Source organism: Providencia sp. PROV200 (genome assembly GCF_049901995.1).
GTDB classification, from domain to species: Bacteria; Pseudomonadota; Gammaproteobacteria; order Enterobacterales; family Enterobacteriaceae; genus Providencia; species Providencia rettgeri_E.
The window spans coordinates 1991445-2009336 of sequence record NZ_CP096307.1 but is presented as its reverse complement, the minus strand read 5'-3'; the positions used below and the strand labels follow the sequence as shown (position 1 = coordinate 2009336).

Sequence of the window (17892 nt, the reverse complement as noted above, 5' to 3'; positions counted from 1 at the left end):
CAATGAAATTTCACCTAAACATAGAGGAACACATGAGTAAAGTATTACTATTGAAATCAAGCATTCTGGCTGACTATTCACAAAGCAATAAAATGGCAGATTACTTTATTCAACAATGGCAGGAAAAACACTCAGCAGATACAGTAACTGTACGAGATTTAGTCAAAGAACCAATTCCAGCGATTGACGGTGAAATTTTAGCAGCTTTTGGCCCAAGTGACACGAAAACAGAACAACAACAAGCACATTTGGACCTGTCAAATGCGTTGATTGAGGAAATTAAGGCTCACGATGTGATTGTTATTGCAGCCCCAATGTATAACTTTACGATTTCTTCCCATTTAAAACATTACTTCGACTTTATCGCTCGCTCAGGCCACACGTTTAAATATACAGAACAAGGTTCTGTCGGCTTATTAAAAGACAAACGTGCCTATATATTAACGAGCCGAGGCGGTATCTACAAAGACACACCAACAGACACCATGGTGCCTTATTTAACACTATTTCTAAATTTCATTGGTATTACCGACGTTGAGTTTATTTTTGCTGAAGGCACGTCGTTAGGCCAAGAGTCAGTCGAACGAGCGCATCAACAAGCACAAAGCCATATAAATACGATTATTGCTTAAGATCTAGACTTTCTAAGTAATATATTATTAAGACTCAAAACTACCATTGTTATATTTTGCGCACTTTCTGAGTGTGCTTTTTATTTCTTTTGTAGCCATTGACCATTAATTCCACGTACAAATTCCCCAGAGTTCGTCCTTTCTACGAGCTTCTGCCCTGCTATCCTTGCAACGTCATTAGTTTTTAGGTTATTTTTTGCCGCAATTTCACTATATCTTTTTTCCCGTTCTTGGTTTATTTGTGCTGCTAGCTTGGTGGCCTCCTGATTATTTGTATTAATTGGGGCTAAATACCCTGACAATGTTTCCCCCAATAGACCCGTTTCTTTGGCTTCATCCACTGTAATTGCTACAGCCTGAAAAGTAGTCAATAATGAACATAGCGCTAGTACTTTGATAATTCGACTCATTTGGGATTTACCTCTCCGAATAAATCACTATTTTCTTTTAATAACTCTTCTACTTGTCTATCCGCTTTTATTTGGATTTCATGTTCAATTTTTACGTTCATATTAATATTGATGGGCTTATCCGGTGTTGCGACCTCAACTCGTAAGCAAGCTGATAACAATAACGCAATCGATATAGCTGTAGTAAATTTTAATATTTTCACGTTCATTCTTATACTCATTATAAATTTTTTTCCAACCACTCTTCTAAAGAGCTACCAAATCGTAAACTACGCCATAATTGAAAGATATTTTCTTCATGTTGATAATGCAAATGAACTTCACGTTTTTTCTTTTCTTGCGTGTTATACCCTTCAAGGATTGTTTTCATATTTAAAAACCCTAAGTTTGTAACATTAACGTCTGTACGGCTGCGTTTTATTTCCAAATATTGTAGCCACCCCATAGCGGAACCCGCAGATATATTATCCTCTCGGATGGAATCAACAAATTGAGTATCTAACCGTAACGTTAATGGCCCACTATTTTCTAACCATCCATCTTTAACTATCCACTCTGGATTATTTAAATAAAAAGGTAACTCACCATTAACTTTACCTGAAACAGCAAACTGTGACACTTTTAATATGGTAAATAACTGACTAAGTTCAATCTGTCTTAATTTTATCGAGGAGGCATGGGTTTGTGGCCAGCGTAGTAAATCCATCGATACCTCACCCCCTAAGGTTTTAAAGCCCACATTAGTCAGTTTTAATGGCCTGTTTTCCGTTGGTGGATATGAACCAGCAAGATCGGCTTTAATATCCGTCAATTCAAATAAATTATTGAGCTGTTTAATACGTAATTCAACAGGTGCCTTCCCCCCTAAAGTCCAGGTACTTTGTTTTAAACGCCATGGTAAAACAAAATCTAATCCTGATAACTCACCATCTTTTAACCAAAGACTCGTATTTTCTACACGCCAGTGTCCTCCTGCAATAAAACCATCTTCTGGTGTTATTGAGAAAGCAGCTTGAGAAAATAATTTTCCTTGTTTTAATTCAATTCCAAGGTCAGCAGGAATTAATGTTTGAAAAGCCGTGACTGACTGCTCAGGCCAACGAGCTTCCCCTCTTAATCTTTCACCATCCCAGCGCCCAAATATGACGATTGGCCCGACATCTTTAGTGCTTAAATCACCTTTAAGTTGAAATTCAGCGGGAGATTTTCCACTAAGATCCGCATTTAATGTAACTTTAGGTAGATAACTTTCAGTACCAAATTGCATTCGTTCACTGGTAAGCTGTAATTGTCCATTAAAATTGGCTTTATTCTGATCACGTTGCCAAACTAATGGCTTACTTAGTTGTAAACGCGGAGCCCTCATCGATAAGAGCCCATATTGTATTTGGTCAAAACCTGTATTTAAGTTATTTAATGTGATTAAAGTGTCCTGCCAACTCCCATTACCCTTAATGTCCCAATTAGCCGATAATGACGGCAAGTTGGCATTTCCCCAATAATTCCAAATCCATTTTCCCTTATCTAATGCAAACTTATTGGCTTTACCATCCAAATGAATATCGAAATCTCCCCAGTACTGTTCTTTAACCTTAAGGATAGCTTGCAAACGCCCTGAAATACCCTCTTCACTTAACGATGTCCCTGCGAGTGGCAATCTAACTTCATTAAGAATAAGTGTTTCAGAAAGCCGACCATAAGCTCTTAATAATGAACTGGATAAAAAAGAGACTTTTGGTGTGGCTAACTGGCCTGAAACCTTGGCTGGTAAATTAATATCCAGCACCATATCATCATATTTAACTTGGCCATGTAGCCTAAAGTTAATATCAGCATCGAGTAAATTTATCTGGGTAGATGGCACCGCTAAGACAATATTGGCTTTCCCTTTCTTTGCTTGTGTGAGCATGTTAATGCGCCCAGAAAATACCATTTCACTTAATGTATTATTCCAGTTATCAACTTGAAGGCTGATACCGCCTTGTAAAGGAATATCTGCTTCTTTCCATTGCCACTTCCCTTGCGCTATTTGTATTCTAGAAGGCGATAGTAACCATGGTAAATAAAGCAATTCTTCCTTTGTGTCTGTATCCATGACACTAAAGACGCCTTGGTCATTCAACCAACTGAATTTAGCTTGTAAGAATTTTTCTGGGTTGATTAACTTAAAATAAGCATTCAGCTCGCCTTTTTCTGGAAGCTGATTTGCCATTAAGGGGAGTTGCACATCACCAAATAATTCTATTATTTGCTTTTGTTCTGGTAGAAATGCTAAAAAATTTTGAATGACTAATTGGTGTTCCCTGTTTATTAAAGATGACAACCTTAGATTGTCGCCGCTAAAATCAAATTCTAGAGGGTTAGCCTGATTTTTACGTAACCAGATACTGCCTTGGTAATCACTCCATGGCTGTATGTTGGCATTATTTATAACTAATGAAAAAACAGGGATACTATCGATAACGTCCGCAATATTAATCGGATCATGATCTGTTTCATTCGTTGGCTCAAGAGCACTCAAACATTCAGTTTTAACATCAAGGTTATCCACAATAGCATGCAAGGGAAAGATTGAAAGCCTTGTGCTATTCAACTGAACTAATGTGCAATCATTTGCTGTTATACTGATATTTGCTATACCTAATTGGCCATGACTAATTCTTGGTTCTGAAAACGACAGTTTAAATGGCTTAGGAAGATAGTATGATGCAACAACAGGAGCCCAATGGGATATCGTTATCCATAAAAGTATTAAGAGAGCAATGCTTCCACCCAAAAAGCAGAGTAATATTCTGAATGCTCTTTTCATTAACTGCATTACTACGTCCCTTGTTTGAATTGTTCTGTAGCGCAAATGATAAATTTCAACAAAATCGTCTCATTAAACGCGATACTCACAAAGATAAACCACATTCAATCGTAAACAGATACCTATTTTCTTAATTTATAGGTGATTTACAAACTTAATTGTCTTATTCTGAGTTTATATTTTGTAGGTACACCTTTTTACCTACTCTTTTCTAATTGGTTCCTAAAAATTGGAGTCTTTATGATGAAAATTGTTTCTTATAGTACCAAACAGTATGACCGCAAGCACATGGAACAAGTTAATCAAAATTCTGGATTTAATTTTAGTATTGAATATTTTGATTTTCCATTGACGGTTCAGACAGCTAAAAATGCTGTTGGTGCCGACGCTGTCTGTATTTTCGTTAACGACGAAGCTAATCGTGCTGTTTTAGAAGAACTTGCCGCACTCAATATTCGAATTTTAGCTTTACGTTGTGCCGGCTTTAACAATGTTGATTTACAAGCAGCTAAAGAATTAGGTATCCAAGTTGTTCGAGTCCCTGCTTATTCTCCTGAAGCCGTTGCAGAACATGCAGTTGGGATGATGCTATGCCTTAATCGCCGGATCCACCGGGCGTACCAGCGTACGCGAGATGCAAATTTCTCTCTTGAGGGATTAACCGGTTTTAATATGCATAACCGCACCGCTGGCATTATCGGTACCGGGAAAATTGGCCAAGCGACGCTACGTATTTTAAAGGGCTTTGGAATGCGTTTACTCGCACATGACCCATACCCGAACCAAGCTGTTTTAGATTTGGGTGCTGAATATGTTGACTTAGATACTCTATATGAACAATCAGATATTATTTCTCTTCATTGCCCATTAACACCTGAAAATCATCACCTACTCGATGAAAATGCATTCAAGAAGATGAAAAATGGGGTCATGATCATCAATACAAGTCGAGGTGCGTTAGTCGATTCTGTTGCCGCCATCAATGCACTAAAATCACAAAAAATTGGCGCATTAGGTATGGATGTATATGAAAATGAACGTGATTTATTCTTCGAAGATAAATCTAATGACGTAATACAAGATGATGTTTTTCGCCGACTTTCTTCTTGTCATAATGTATTATTTACTGGGCATCAAGCGTTTTTAACAGAAGAAGCATTAACAAGTATCAGTCAAACTACGCTAAATAATATCCGTCAAATTAGTTGTGGGGAAGCTTGCCCTAATATTGTTAACGCATAGTTGGATCTGGGATTATGAAACGCCTAATTCCACTTACTATTTTGGGTTTATTGCTAGCAGCATGCCAAACTCATCAAGTCAATGCGCGTAATGATGACCAAGCACTTGAAAATAAATTGATGCACCACCGTTTTATTTTAACTGAAGTAAATGGTAAAACGATTAACAGTAAACAGACAGTCCCCTTCCTTGCTTTTGGCGAAAAAATGTTTGTTTCTGCATCAATGTGTAATGATTTCAACGGGTTTGGCGATATCAAAAACGCAAAAATTACCGTAAAAAACTTAAGTAGGACTGAACTCGAATGCGTTGATGAAGATTTATCCAAATGGGATTCAATGATAAATCGAGCACTGTCTGAAGGTGCGATAATTTCATTGAAAAACAACAAGCTCGTGTTAACTCAAGGCCATTACAAGTTAGTTTATACACTACGCGACTACGTCAATTAACGAATACAACCCGCCTCTTTTAGAGGCGGTAAACGTTTGCCAAGAAACACTAAACTGGCAGCTAGATAGACTATTTAGTCTTATCAAATAACAAATTAATATTCGAGGATTCTGCAATTCGTTCCATATAGTTGCGAATGTTTGTGCTAAATGCTAAGTGCTCAACTATGCTCAAGCTACGTAAAGTTGGAAAAATAATAAAATCATTAATATCAATGACTTCACCCCGTGTTTCTAGCCACGCATCTAATAACGACAGTTGGGGCTCTAATTCAACTAACAGCGTATGCGTTTCTTTTTTAAGCTCGTTTAAATCACCATAAGATTTTGATGTTCTAGCGATATATGCAGCTCTGGCTTCTGCTGTACTAATTTCAGGGAAATCAGTTTGTGTAAAACGTGGTGTCACAAGCTTATATACCACAGCAGAAACCGCTTTAGACCAAGCCTCTATTTCTGGCGCGATACTCCCACCAGCATATTTAGGTTCATTAATACTATCCACATAATGAACAATATCTAAGCTTTCAGGTAAATAACTCCCATCATCTTTTTGTAGAATAGGCAGCATTTTCCGACCAATCATTTTTGTCGGTGTTTCGATGTCATCATCGAATAACACAATTTGCTCTACCGCTAACTTTTTTAAACCAAAAATCATTCTTGCTCTGACACAAAATGGACAGTGATCATAAATATATAATTTCATTGTTAACCTCGCTAGTTTGGTATTAAAAGCCCAATAGGTTTTATACAGTATACTTCAGTGCCCATATTTATGCTTTATCACGCTTATGAAATTTTGTCTAACACTAGGAAAATAAATATGTTAAGTGCACAAAATCCCAAAAAAAGAATATAGGACATGCCACAATATACTCAGCAATGACAATACCTGAGTAGAATATGCTGTGAAGATCTATGGCAATTATCCTTTTTGATAATATTGAAACCTTTGATGTCATCTAACCTATTGAGGCACCAGATAATTTTATCGCGAATAATTTAACTTAATAATCAATTGTTATGGCAACTTCAAACTATCGCAAATAGTATTGCACTTAAAATGGAATACATATGAAATCAAAATACTGAACATAACCTATTCTCTAAGTAATCATTTGAGATGATTTAAAGGTTTATTATATATCAATTTAATTGATATATAATAGATGTTATTAATTTCTTTCTTTGCTTTTAATACACGATTATTTATATTAAATTTTTAAAAACCAAAAAATTAACATGACAGAACAATAAATTAACCTTAAACCTATAGCTGTAACATTGCCAGCCTATCATAACCAACTGATTTTAAATTAAAGATAAAATCTGCAGTCAAAAAAACCAAATAAAATTTTAAAAAATTAAATTTAAACACTCTTTTGTATGGAGAAATAAATATAGATACATTTACTTATTCACCGATAATAACCACAATAAAAATAATGTCATTATATTGCAAATATTCAAATTATAAATAGAGATTCTCATCATAATTATGTTCATTAAAACTTTTAAATTCGTTTGTTTTTTAATATACTATTGAGCGTAATTTAAATTAAGTGCATTAAATAATAATTTTCCTATAAAATTGAGGATGTCATATGGACATTCATACTATAATTGGTATTAAAATAAAAAACCGGAGAAAAGAACTCGGTCTATCAGGCGCTAATTTAGCTGAAAAATTAAATTTAAGCCAACAACAAATATCACGTTATGAAAATGGCATTAACAAAATTCCAATTAATCATTTAGTTGATATCGCTGAAGCATTAAGTTGTCCAATTGAATGGTTTTTTCAAGGTTACGTAAGTAATTCAAAATTAAATAAAAATGAACTATCCAAAGAGATAAGTCAAGAGCTAAGATACACAGCTGAAACAGTTATCGTCCCTTCTAAAGATCATTATTAATCGATATGAGATATTAATTTCATATAAATAAGATACAAGTAACATAGCTATTATATGCCATGTTACTTTCACTTTACTTACTTTTATATAAATAAAAAATGGCTAATCCTCTACATGAGGATTAGCCACTTCTCAAATTTTATAAAATTAGCCAACAGTATTATTAATAAATTTAATATATAAAAATTTAATCATAGGTAATATTGAAAACCATTTTAGAGTTAACTTCTCCAGCAGAGATTGCTCGCTCATATTGGTAATAACGAGCCTTATAATTTAAGTCAAGATACTTGGTTTGCTTGTCAACTAAATTTCCAACTTTATATTTTTCATTAAACATAAGTGGTTTATTACGGTTACGCTCTAAAACTTGTATGCCAACTCCCGCAGCTCCACTGGAAGATTTATTTTGATTAACCAAAACCCCTTGTCGGTTATTCATATTTTTTGGAATCTCACCGCTGAAAGTCATATTAACATTTGCAAAACCTGAAATACTAACCCCTCCACTGCATATTAAGCGAATATCAAAATCTTTTTCACCCGCAGTTGTTCCAGTACCATTCAATTGTGATCGTTTAATTGGATCAAGATAAACATTTTTTTCCGTTCCCCCTTCAACTTGGCAAGAAGGAGAAACGATTGTTATGGCTTCTGCATCTAATTTAGTAATCAAAAATGGGTCATTATTTGGAATATAGCCATAAGATGTATAAAGACCACTAGCTATAGTTCCAGATCCCGTAACAGGAGCTGTTTTCACCAATGTTAAAATAAACTTTGATCCCGCAAGATAATAATTACTTGATCTTGGTGCATAAAATGTGTCCGGATACGTCATCCTCACCGCACCTTCTCGGTGGAATTTCATACCAATTCCTGGAACATTTGTCTGGTAAATTTTATTACCCACTGGAACTAGACTAGGCATAGTCACCGAAGCCGTTATCGGTGTATTTCTAGTACAATACGCATATATAGCACTTGAGTTTTCACGCATATCCCAAGTTTGCTCCGCAATGGTATCACCAACATTTAAGTTAGGGTCTACCACGACTCTCCCCATCTGCATATTTAATACATACGTATGAGTTGAGGTTCTATTACAATACGCAGAAGCATAACTAGCGGTAAGAAGCACACCAACTCCGATATACAAGCGAATTTGTTTCGTTATTGACATAAACTTTCCTTACTATCGCCAGCTTCTAAAGAAAATACACATTGTCCATTTTCCCACTTTATAATTGCAATTCTTGCGGTTTCACTACTAATAAATACGGTTCCACCTTGGCCAACAATACCTATGGACTCACCATCGCTATCAGTTACATTAGCCCCAAATGGCAATGGTTTATTTCCGGGTCTTATAACATTAAATGCAATATTCTTTTCGACTTTAGTACCAAATTTAACTTTAACGATACTTCCTTCATAAGGAACAACTTGTGTAGACGTATTATCAAAAACAATATCTTCGGGGCTTCCTTTTGGATCGATTTCAACATTATTTATGCGATATGCTCTAACATAAGGAGCAACTGCATAACCATTTCCATCAATTCGAGTTCCAGGAGCCCCCATAATTGACGCACCTTCTGCCCCTTTCGCTTCAATCAGAGCTAATGTTGTTGATGTATTTGGTGTTAATGTTACACCTTCAGAGTGCACAATAACTGAACCATTTGCACCGAGACCAAACTGGCGATATCCCTGGCCTTGACTATAATTCGCATTCGTATTAACAAATGGTGCTCGATAACCAGTATTCAGGCCAATATTTTTTTGCCCACCATTTGCAACTGAAGTATTTATGCCATAAGTCCAATTATTATCTCTATCAAATGAACCACTCGCACCGATTTGGCTTGACCCAAATTTTTCATTATTAAATACCGTATTTGAGGTTAATGTTGCACTCTGACTTTCACCAAAATACAGTGGGTAGCTAAAGTTTATATTGATACGATCATCTTTTTTATTATTTGTATTATCTGCATAAACTCTCATAAGGGCGACACCATAAGAAAGGCGGTTAAAGTTATTGTTATAACTTAGTTGATATTGCTTTTCTGTCCCCGACTTATCCCAGTAATTAGAAATACGGCCCGTAAAATAAATCCCACCATAACCATCAGGAAGATTTTGATTCACTGTATAGCTAAAACCATTTTTCTCACGCCCTAGGGTATTCTCTACACCACGCTTATCATTATCTATCGCATATAATGCATTACTGACGTTATAGTAATCCTTCGTTGAATACCGATAAGCAGCTAATACTAAGTTAGTATCAGTTTGGGTAAATAACCGACTAAATGTGAAACGGTAACTTTGCCCTGTTTCTGTTCTATATTTGAATACAGTTCTCGACTGAGTTAAATCTACAGCAACAGCTCCATAGCCGGTGTTAACACCAGTACCCACTAAATAAGCTTGATAATCGTCAAATGCAGTAACACCACCATAGAGCGTAAATGTATTATTTAAGCCGTGCTGGATACTGCCTTGCATAATGAATGGTCGATTTCTCAATCCATCAGAATCTGCTTTACCACCAGCAACTTGATAACGTGTAAATCCAGGGCGTAATAATTGTGCTAAAGATGAATATGGCACGCTAAAGCTACTTTCACTTCCATCAGCTTCTTTTACTGTAACAACCAAATCATTTCCGTAACCGGATGGATAGACGTCCGTTAAACTAAAAGGCCCTGGTGCAACTGTTGTTTGATAAATAATAGCGTTATTCTGCATTACTGTTACTAAAGCATTACTTTGTGCTATTCCTCTGATTTCTGGTGCATATGTTGCCGTTCCATCAGGATACATATTGTCATCTGTTGCTATTTTTGCACCACGTAAACTAATGCTGTCAAAGAGATCACCATCCGTATAAAACTGCCCTGCTGTCGCTTTTGACTTTAGTTCAGCAATTGGCTTTTGCAGATATGTTTGATTACTATTCCAATTCGTCCCACCATGGCGCTGCCAATTAAGGTTTCCAATATGTTTCAATAACCAACCATCAAAACTTAAACCCGCATTTAACCCTAAATACGCACTAGCGTTATTTGTTCCTTTCGAACCACTAGTATGGTTATCATAATAGTTAGCCATATAGCCTATATTTAATGCAGGAATACCTGTATCCCAAAATTGAGGGGAAACATATCCACGGGAAACTCTCTGTTCATATATTTGCGGAACAGAAATATCTAAGCGCAATGTAGAAGAATGAAATGTATCAACGACATCTTTGTGATCATTCCAGTCCTTCAAAGGTAAACAAGTATTGCTATCTTTACTCATGGCAGGGTTTAGTTTTTCAATATTAATGCCAAAATTAGAAAGCATTTCTGGTGTATAACACACAGCTAATTGGCCATTTTTTTGTTCTTCAAAATTAAGATCGTAGCGTCCCTTCCAATTATTATTTGTATATACATCAACTGAATATTTTCCGGGGCTAATCCCTGAAGAATTGAATCGTGTTAAATCAACATCTTCTTTGCTACCTATAATAAAACCACTATTAAACTCATAGGTTGTATCTTCTTCACCCCAAGCATAAAACGTAGGCACTATGCATGCAGTGACAAAGCAAGTCACAGAGAGCGTATTGCTATATTTATTTATTAACTCTCGCTGTTTCATTATATATTCCTATTTAACGGTGGTTTTCACCGCAATATCTGAACCATAATCATTGATATTATTAATTACGATATGAGTTCCTGACCTTACGATTTGTTTTAATTCAACTATTTCTTGATTTTTTGGTTCTAATAAAATTGTTTTTTCATTCAACCCAGATCTACCATCCGTTGAAATTTTTGTAATAGTAATATAGTAAGGCGTTGGATTATCTATAATAATACTCTTACCATTGGCTTTTATAACAAGCTGCTCTGGTGCTAATTCACGGCTACTCAAACCTGTTGGACGATAAAAAAATTTAAATCTAGAACGAATCGCTAATTGTAATACATTTTGATTATCCCCATCTTTAGCTTTAGCCATAGGGGGAATATCTAATATATTCAACCACCACAAGCTTTCACGATCTTGAGGGATACTTTCTTTATCCATTAGTTTGATTCGTAAAGTTTGCCCTCCTTTAGCTTCTACACGAGATATGGGAGGTGTGATCTGAAATGGTGTTTTTATCGTATCTGGTGTTTCTGACGCATCACCTGTATCAAGCCACGCTTGTGCGATTGCAGGACGCTCGGCAGTATTATTTAATTGCACGGTAATTTCTTTTTCATTTCCTGGATAAATAAACCGTGTACCGTTAACAATAATGTTATTCGCAAATGAATGCATACTAAAAATAAAACAGAAGATAAATACTATTGCTTTCATTTGAACCTCAAAATAAAAGCGGCAGCATACCTACCGCTTATCAAAGTAAAGCTATTTAAATTAATATCTAAAGAATACCTACTTAACCAAAACCAATAAGAAATTAACTGACTAGTTTATTATTGATAAGTAATTTCATAAGTTGCATAACTTTTAACTTCACCTGTTGTTACATCTTTTGGTGTAGAAGTTGCGTAGCCAACGTAATATTGGAAGCGAGCTCCATTTTCAACTTTATCCAAATCGCCTTTAACTTTTTTCTGAGATGGGTTACCAGGAATGATTTTACCCGATAAATCAGAACTATCATCAGTTGAAAGTGCTAATTGAATATTTTTAGCACCTGTAGTTTCAGTATTTGCTAAATAACCTTCTGAGTTACCTGATGCACCCTGCAGTAAGTTACCGCCAGTCCAATTAACATTTAATAATGTTTTATCAATAGCGGAATCATTAGTAACATCTTTAACATCTGCTGCAACACAGTTCGTTACGTCAATAACAAAAGACTTTGGTTTTAACAATGTATCCGCACCACCATCACGTACTTCTGCTAATGATACAGGTGCTAAGTAAACGCTGGCATCGCTGCCTTGACCATCAACAGAAACAGTACAAGAAACATCTGTTACTTTACCGTGAAAGTTAACTTGGCCGCCACCAACGTTGGTGCTTGCAGCGTTAGCTGTTGATAAACCAATAATAGTTGTTGCAATCGCAGTCAGTAGTACTTTCTTCATTTTTATTTCCTAATATGAGGGTATTTATTTTTACATTAAAAAGAACTGATTAAGTTTTGGTTATTGGTAAGTAAAAAATAAAAATCTGCTCATACATAGAGTATGATTTGCAGTTTACGTTTCACTTTGAACCATTTGTATTAATGCAAATAAATATATTTCTTAATTAGTCCTATTTAGAATTTATAATCATATGCTCTATATGATTTCGATGAGAGGATACATAATAACTTAAGTTTTATTAAATCGTTTTTTTCATCACTTATTTATTTTTTGATAGGCAAGGGCTATTAAAAATGATCTATTGATTGGATTACCTGATAGTTAGCTTTCACTAATTTACTCGTAAACGGATTAACATTTAGATTTAAACGCAAACAAAATACGTATTCACGACAAAAAAAACAAAAAATCATAAATATTTAGATTATTAAAAACGGCAAAAAACACCACATTTAGATTAGATTTCTATTTTCATTAATATATTGATACTTTTTGTTGCAAAGTAAGCGCGAAACACATCACTTCTTGATCGTCCATTTAAGAATCACACATTATTTATATTAATGATTTGCGACTTATGAATATATGTCATATCTGACAATGATAAACCTTGAATTTCGCATTATTATGCTTGAATATCAAATTAACACATTATGAGTGTATATATACTTTTTTATATTAACAGTCTACTTTGGTTAAAATTAAAACTTAAAAAAAAATATCTTACGATATAAACATCTATTTTAACCTAGATTTCAAAATAAATGGAATATGGGAAATAAATTAGATAGAAGGAATAGTGATAAAATCGCAATATAATTCTTTATTCATTCAATATGCTGTTGACGTAAAAATTGGAATATCAAAGTATTTAGCCAATACCCATGTTAAAAAAAATTATCATTATTTTTGATATAGAATAAGAAAACTGGATCAACTGTACAAACTATAATCTACAAGATGTCAATTTTCTTGTTTTATAACCTTATGAAAATATGCATATTTTGTTAAAACGGATATCTTGTAAAAAACCGAACTGGATTACAAAATTTGGCATTAAGAATATTCCTAAATAGCTCTTTTAGTGCATTAAAGTGTGATCCAATACAATAAGTCATCGATAAAAGATGCTTTTCTCTTCTGCCATTTTCTACTATCAGGATAGTTTAGCGTCTTTTTAGTGAATCAATCCTTCTAATAAGCCCAGTTTATCTGGCGATTACATAACATAAGGTAGCTGTTTCTATTTTAGTACAACAAATTACGGGTTATGAGACATTAGTGGATAAAAATATTTTATATCAATAATTTGGCATAGAAAACTCCTGACCACCTTACTAAATCCATATGCAACCATCAAAATGTCGTAAAGATCCCTTATAATGTGTTTATTGCGTATTTTCCATGTGCATTAACACCGTTATCTTGTTGATCAACATATGAAAATACACCCAACACTAGAAGTTATACTGGAAATAGTAATATCGGCTAATTTCAAGAACTGATTAATATAGAATAGAAAAATTATTAGAGAGGAACTACAGCAAAAATCTCACAAAATATTTCTGCTGATAGCTGTTAAGAAGTGAAAGATTGATTAGTGTTTGTTCTGCCGGTATAGAGACCATTCCTCTACTTTTTCGCCTGATGGTAAAATACAGTACCCTACTTGCCCATCCTCTGTATTCAAAATTTCTAGTGCCCCCCCAATTTGCTTACAATATACTGATGCGGGATTTGCCATGCCTACATTCTTTGGCTCCATTTCAGTATTATTGGAAACACATCCAGAAAGAACAACCAAACCAGCTAACACAAGTATTTTCTTCATAAGAGATATTCTTCTGATTAATTTGAAACATCATTTATAATAATTGAGCGAAACCAATATAAACTCAATTTCATTCAGAAATGAAACAATATCGCATTAAGTGTTCAATATTGTATCGGTAACGGTCACTAAAAAAGCAATTATTGATGCTCTGCTTATATCTATCAATATCTGGGTTGTATTAATAAACTCACTTGCGTCGCTTATTGTCAAATAGGACAATTAAAACGCCAAAAAATGCGACCAGCAAGCTACCAATGATATAATTCTGTCTATCAAATGCCAGCCCTGTATCTTTCACACTCTCCCCATATACAATAGGAATGCTCACATCCATATTGTAAGAGATAATCGCAGTAACGAGACCAATAATTGTGAGCACCACCCCAAATGTTTTCATTTCTATCCCCTTATGTCGCTTTTACCAAAATAGATTAGCCAAGTATTTTGAGAAAAGCAAAATGAGAGGTCACAAATTATATAATATTTTCTTAAATGAAAACTTTGCAGCTTAACCTACAACGCGTAAAAATTAGTGGGTAGACAGTTTTAAAGATGGATTTTCATATACTCAAACTTTTAAGTCAGGAAACTTAATATTAGAGGGTTAACATCGAGTATTTATTAGAAATAATTCTTATTATTAATAACGCAAATAATCACACCCAGTCTGAATGTGATTATTATTTTCTTTCATATAAAACCGCATGATACCGCGATTAAAATGTATAGACCATCATCAATGTAGCTTGGCTAAATTTTTCAAAAAAAAAGAATATTGCAGGCAAAATGGCAATATTCAAAATGGCAAATAAGCCTACTGCTGGCAAAGATATTTACATAATGATTTACTGTATATTTGAGGTATTACTACTAGCCTCTTCCTATCATGGGCCTATTCATTATGTGTTCCTCCCAATCCACCACATCAATTTCTCTGACAGCAATATGGCGAACAGACACACCTTCATTATGCATTGCCGCTTTAGAGCCTGTTTTTAATGGGTGCCAAGCAGGAAGAGATTTTCCTTCTAATAACAACCGGTAAGCACAAGTGCTTGGCAACCATTCAAATGTTTCTAAGTTATAACGATTAAGCTTTATACAATCCGCTTCATAACTGAACCGGTCTTCATAATGCTTACACTGGCAAGTTTTTAAATTTAGCTGATTACAGGCAACATTAGTAAAATAAATTTCATCGGTATCTTCATCCATTAATTTGTGCAAGCAGCATTGCCCGCAACCATCACAGAGAGATTCCCATTCTTCATCTGTCATTTCATCTAAAGTTTTAACTTGCCAGAACTGCGACATAATACTTATTAATCCTATATTTAAATAACCCGAGTAGTCAGCGAGTGATCATTAATTGATAATTTTAGCATATCACCAGAAACTAATGGGCCAACACCTTCAGGTGTTCCCGTTAAGATGACATCCCCTGCACGTAGTGTGAAAAAACGGGACATGTAGCTAATCAGCGGTAAAATTGGTGTGATCATATCACGCGTCGAACCCTCTTGGCGAACTTCACCGTTGATTTCCAGTGAAAGCTGAATATTTTGTAAGTCATTCGGGCTACTAACAGGAATAAAACCAGAAATTGGGCATGAACCATCAAATGATTTGCTTTTTTCCCATGGCTGACCTGCTTTTTTAAACTTAGCTTGCAAGTCACGTAAGGTTAAATCTAATGCAACCGCATAACCTGCAATAGAACGTGATACGCGGTCTTCATCTGCATTTTTTAATGGCATACCAATTAAAATTGCCATCTCAATTTCATGATGAACAGCGCCAAAATCTTTTGGAATAACAATGGATTGAGTAATATCACACAAAGCAGTTTCTGGCTTAATAAAAATAACAGGTTCTTCCGGTGTAGCAGATCCCATTTCTTTTATATGCTTTGCATAATTACTACCAACACAAACAACTTTATTTGCAGGGAAATCAAGTAACGCACCTTGCCAGTCACGATGTTGATACATAATAGTACTCCTATTATCGTTATTGTATTTTATTAGCGATGCCATCTGCCATCATGCATACACTCAATGCAAAATAATATGAGCGGTTCCAATGCATAATGGTACGGAAATTTTCAGTCACTAAAAATGCTCTGCCTTCAGGATCATCAGGGATAACTACCCAGGTTTTTACGTCTGAAGATAATTGAGCAAATGCAGGTAATGTAACGCCTAGTTTTTGCCATTCACGAACAGATTTCCCTTGTTCCGCTTTTACGCCTTCCAACGTTTTATTAAAATCTATGGGTAAATTAACTTGGTAACCCCATGGTAATTGAGCTTGCCAACCTTCTGTTGATAAATAATTAGCAATGGATGCAAACACATCAGATTTATTATTCCAAATATCCATTTTGCCATCACCGTCACCATCTGCTGCGTAGGACAAATAAGAGGTTGGCATAAATTGGCTTTGGCCCATGGCGCCAGCCCATGAACCTTTGAGCTGTTGATCTTCTGGAATATAACCTTTGTCCATTATCTCAAGTGCAGCTAATAATTGCTTGCTAAAAAGCGCTTCTCTGCGGCCTTCAAATGACAGTGTTGCAAGCGCTGAAACAACATCTTCTTTACCTTGCGAGCGCCCAAAACCACTTTCTAATCCCCATAACGAAACTATAAACTGAGGTGGGACGCCATATTTATCACTGATAGCATCTAGAGTGGGTTTATTTTCTAAATATTTGTTATAGCCAGCATTGATACGCGATTGTGGGAGTACATTTTTTAGATAGCTTGCTAACGTAACCGTCGCCCTTTTCTCTGGTTGGCCTTTATCTGCTTTCACAACACGCTCAATAAAATGAATATTAGCAAAAGCGCGCTCAATGGTGGCAGGTTTAATCCCCTGAGCAATAGCATGTTCTTTCAATAATTCCACATAAGCAGGAAATTGTGATGGTTCACGTTGTTCAATAGGGAATGCTTTATCTAAAGCAGAGACTTCTTGGGCTATAGCCGCATTTTGTTCTGCGGTAATCGGGTAAGTAACAACTGATTCATTCTGTGTTGCAGAACAACTTGTTAAAAATAAGCCAGCGACTAATGTATATAATAACGTTGGTTTCATTCGTCTCCTCCAGACTATCTTTGCTTTTCAGGATTTTCTTAATTTGCTCTAGTTATTCAGTTCTTTATGTTCTGAAAGCAAATCCTCCACCGGAGGTGGGAACTGTAAGTAATAACCAACTTCTAAGAGGTCTAATTTAACCTTTGCCAAGTCAGCATTGGCGAGCCTTTCACGTTTATCTAATGAGATAAGCATGGCAAATTGAGGTGTTCCAAATTGAGCTAATAATTCATCAGGAACACGTGAAAAATCATCTTTCTTCTCAATATAAAGATAAGTTTGGTCACGCTTAGGGCTTCTATAAATTGCACAAATCATTATATTTAACTCTTTTTCTTAGTTCATTAGCTTGCTTGAAGTATATAGTAACTATAACATGCTATT

The 17892-nt window shown here is 35.2% G+C and carries 18 protein-coding genes; 4 read left to right on the top strand and 14 right to left on the bottom strand.

Going from position 1 to position 17892, the window contains the following annotated elements; genetic code table 11:
* Positions 1–32: 32 nt before the first annotated feature.
* Positions 33–632 (top strand): FMN-dependent NADH-azoreductase, encoded by a 600-nt coding sequence (locus M1E86_RS09245; protein ID WP_125894794.1) that lies wholly within the window; start codon positions 33–35, stop codon positions 630–632.
* A gap of 80 nt (positions 633–712) precedes the next feature.
* Here the strand turns inward: M1E86_RS09245 and M1E86_RS09240 are convergent, their stop codons facing one another.
* The 3 genes from M1E86_RS09240 to M1E86_RS09230 are packed head-to-tail and all read right to left on the bottom strand — an operon-like array spanning position 713 to position 3860.
* The gene (locus M1E86_RS09240) at positions 713–1042 is read right to left on the bottom strand and encodes a YdbL family protein (protein ID WP_426099360.1); all 330 of its coding nucleotides are present in this window, start codon (positions 1040–1042) and stop codon (positions 713–715) included.
* Positions 1039–1251 carry a YnbE family lipoprotein gene (locus tag M1E86_RS09235; RefSeq protein WP_102140371.1) on the bottom strand — a complete coding sequence of 71 codons (213 nt, stop codon included), beginning with the start codon at positions 1249–1251 and terminating at the stop codon, positions 1039–1041. The genes M1E86_RS09240 and M1E86_RS09235 overlap by 4 nt, the downstream gene beginning before the upstream one ends.
* An 11-nt stretch (positions 1252–1262) precedes the next feature.
* Positions 1263–3860, bottom strand: a complete 2598-nt coding sequence (locus M1E86_RS09230) for a YdbH family protein (protein ID WP_426099358.1) — start codon at positions 3858–3860, stop codon at positions 1263–1265.
* 234 nt (positions 3861–4094) lie between these two features.
* On the opposite strand from M1E86_RS09230, the gene M1E86_RS09225 reads away from it, so the two are divergent.
* On the top strand, positions 4095–5093 hold the full coding sequence (locus M1E86_RS09225) for a 2-hydroxyacid dehydrogenase (RefSeq protein ID WP_125894861.1): 999 nt from the start codon (positions 4095–4097) through the stop codon (positions 5091–5093).
* 14 nt (positions 5094–5107) lie between these two features.
* Entirely contained in the window at positions 5108–5545 is a 438-nt protein-coding gene (locus M1E86_RS09220) for an META domain-containing protein (protein WP_213912766.1), read from the top strand.
* Positions 5546–5615: 70 nt separating this feature from the next.
* Here M1E86_RS09220 and grxB read toward each other — a convergent pair whose 3' ends face one another.
* On the bottom strand, positions 5616–6254 hold the full coding sequence (grxB, locus tag M1E86_RS09215; RefSeq protein ID WP_213912767.1) for a glutaredoxin 2: 639 nt from the start codon (positions 6252–6254) through the stop codon (positions 5616–5618).
* Positions 6255–7152: 898 nt separating this feature from the next.
* Between grxB and M1E86_RS09210 the strand changes: the two genes are divergently transcribed.
* On the top strand, positions 7153–7464 hold the full coding sequence (locus tag M1E86_RS09210; protein ID WP_213912768.1) for a helix-turn-helix domain-containing protein: 312 nt from the start codon (positions 7153–7155) through the stop codon (positions 7462–7464).
* Positions 7465–7651: 187 nt separating this feature from the next.
* Here M1E86_RS09210 and M1E86_RS09205 read toward each other — a convergent pair whose 3' ends face one another.
* From M1E86_RS09205 to M1E86_RS09160, 10 genes are all read right to left on the bottom strand, one after another.
* Positions 7652–8647: a fimbrial protein gene (locus tag M1E86_RS09205; protein ID WP_213912769.1), complete on the bottom strand. Its 996-nt coding sequence runs from the start codon at positions 8645–8647 to the stop codon at positions 7652–7654.
* Positions 8638–11121 (bottom strand): fimbria/pilus outer membrane usher protein, encoded by a 2484-nt coding sequence (locus M1E86_RS09200; RefSeq protein ID WP_285315558.1) that lies wholly within the window; start codon positions 11119–11121, stop codon positions 8638–8640. The genes M1E86_RS09205 and M1E86_RS09200 overlap by 10 nt, the downstream gene beginning before the upstream one ends.
* 9 nt (positions 11122–11130) lie before the next feature.
* A complete protein-coding gene (locus M1E86_RS09195) occupies positions 11131–11832 on the bottom strand; it encodes a fimbrial biogenesis chaperone (protein ID WP_213912770.1) in 702 nt (233 codons plus the stop codon).
* A gap of 119 nt (positions 11833–11951) precedes the next feature.
* Complete coding sequence (locus M1E86_RS09190) at positions 11952–12572, bottom strand: fimbrial protein (RefSeq protein ID WP_213912771.1); 621 nt, start codon at positions 12570–12572, stop codon at positions 11952–11954.
* A 1600-nt stretch (positions 12573–14172) separates the two neighbouring features.
* The gene (locus M1E86_RS09185) at positions 14173–14406 is read right to left on the bottom strand and encodes a putative hemolysin (protein WP_213912772.1); all 234 of its coding nucleotides are present in this window, start codon (positions 14404–14406) and stop codon (positions 14173–14175) included.
* 190 nt (positions 14407–14596) lie between these two features.
* Entirely contained in the window at positions 14597–14806 is a 210-nt protein-coding gene (locus M1E86_RS09180) for a hypothetical protein (RefSeq protein ID WP_102140652.1), read from the bottom strand.
* Between the two features lie 473 nt (positions 14807–15279).
* Positions 15280–15723: a YcgN family cysteine cluster protein gene (locus M1E86_RS09175; RefSeq protein WP_102140653.1), complete on the bottom strand. Its 444-nt coding sequence runs from the start codon at positions 15721–15723 to the stop codon at positions 15280–15282.
* Between the two features lie 20 nt (positions 15724–15743).
* Complete coding sequence (locus M1E86_RS09170) at positions 15744–16400, bottom strand: fumarylacetoacetate hydrolase family protein (protein WP_213912773.1); 657 nt, start codon at positions 16398–16400, stop codon at positions 15744–15746.
* Between the two features lie 19 nt (positions 16401–16419).
* The gene (locus M1E86_RS09165; RefSeq protein WP_248468382.1) at positions 16420–17508 is read right to left on the bottom strand and encodes a lytic murein transglycosylase; all 1089 of its coding nucleotides are present in this window, start codon (positions 17506–17508) and stop codon (positions 16420–16422) included.
* Between the two features lie 48 nt (positions 17509–17556).
* The gene (locus M1E86_RS09160) at positions 17557–17826 is read right to left on the bottom strand and encodes a YcgL domain-containing protein (protein WP_102140656.1); all 270 of its coding nucleotides are present in this window, start codon (positions 17824–17826) and stop codon (positions 17557–17559) included.
* Positions 17827–17892 lie beyond the last annotated feature (66 nt).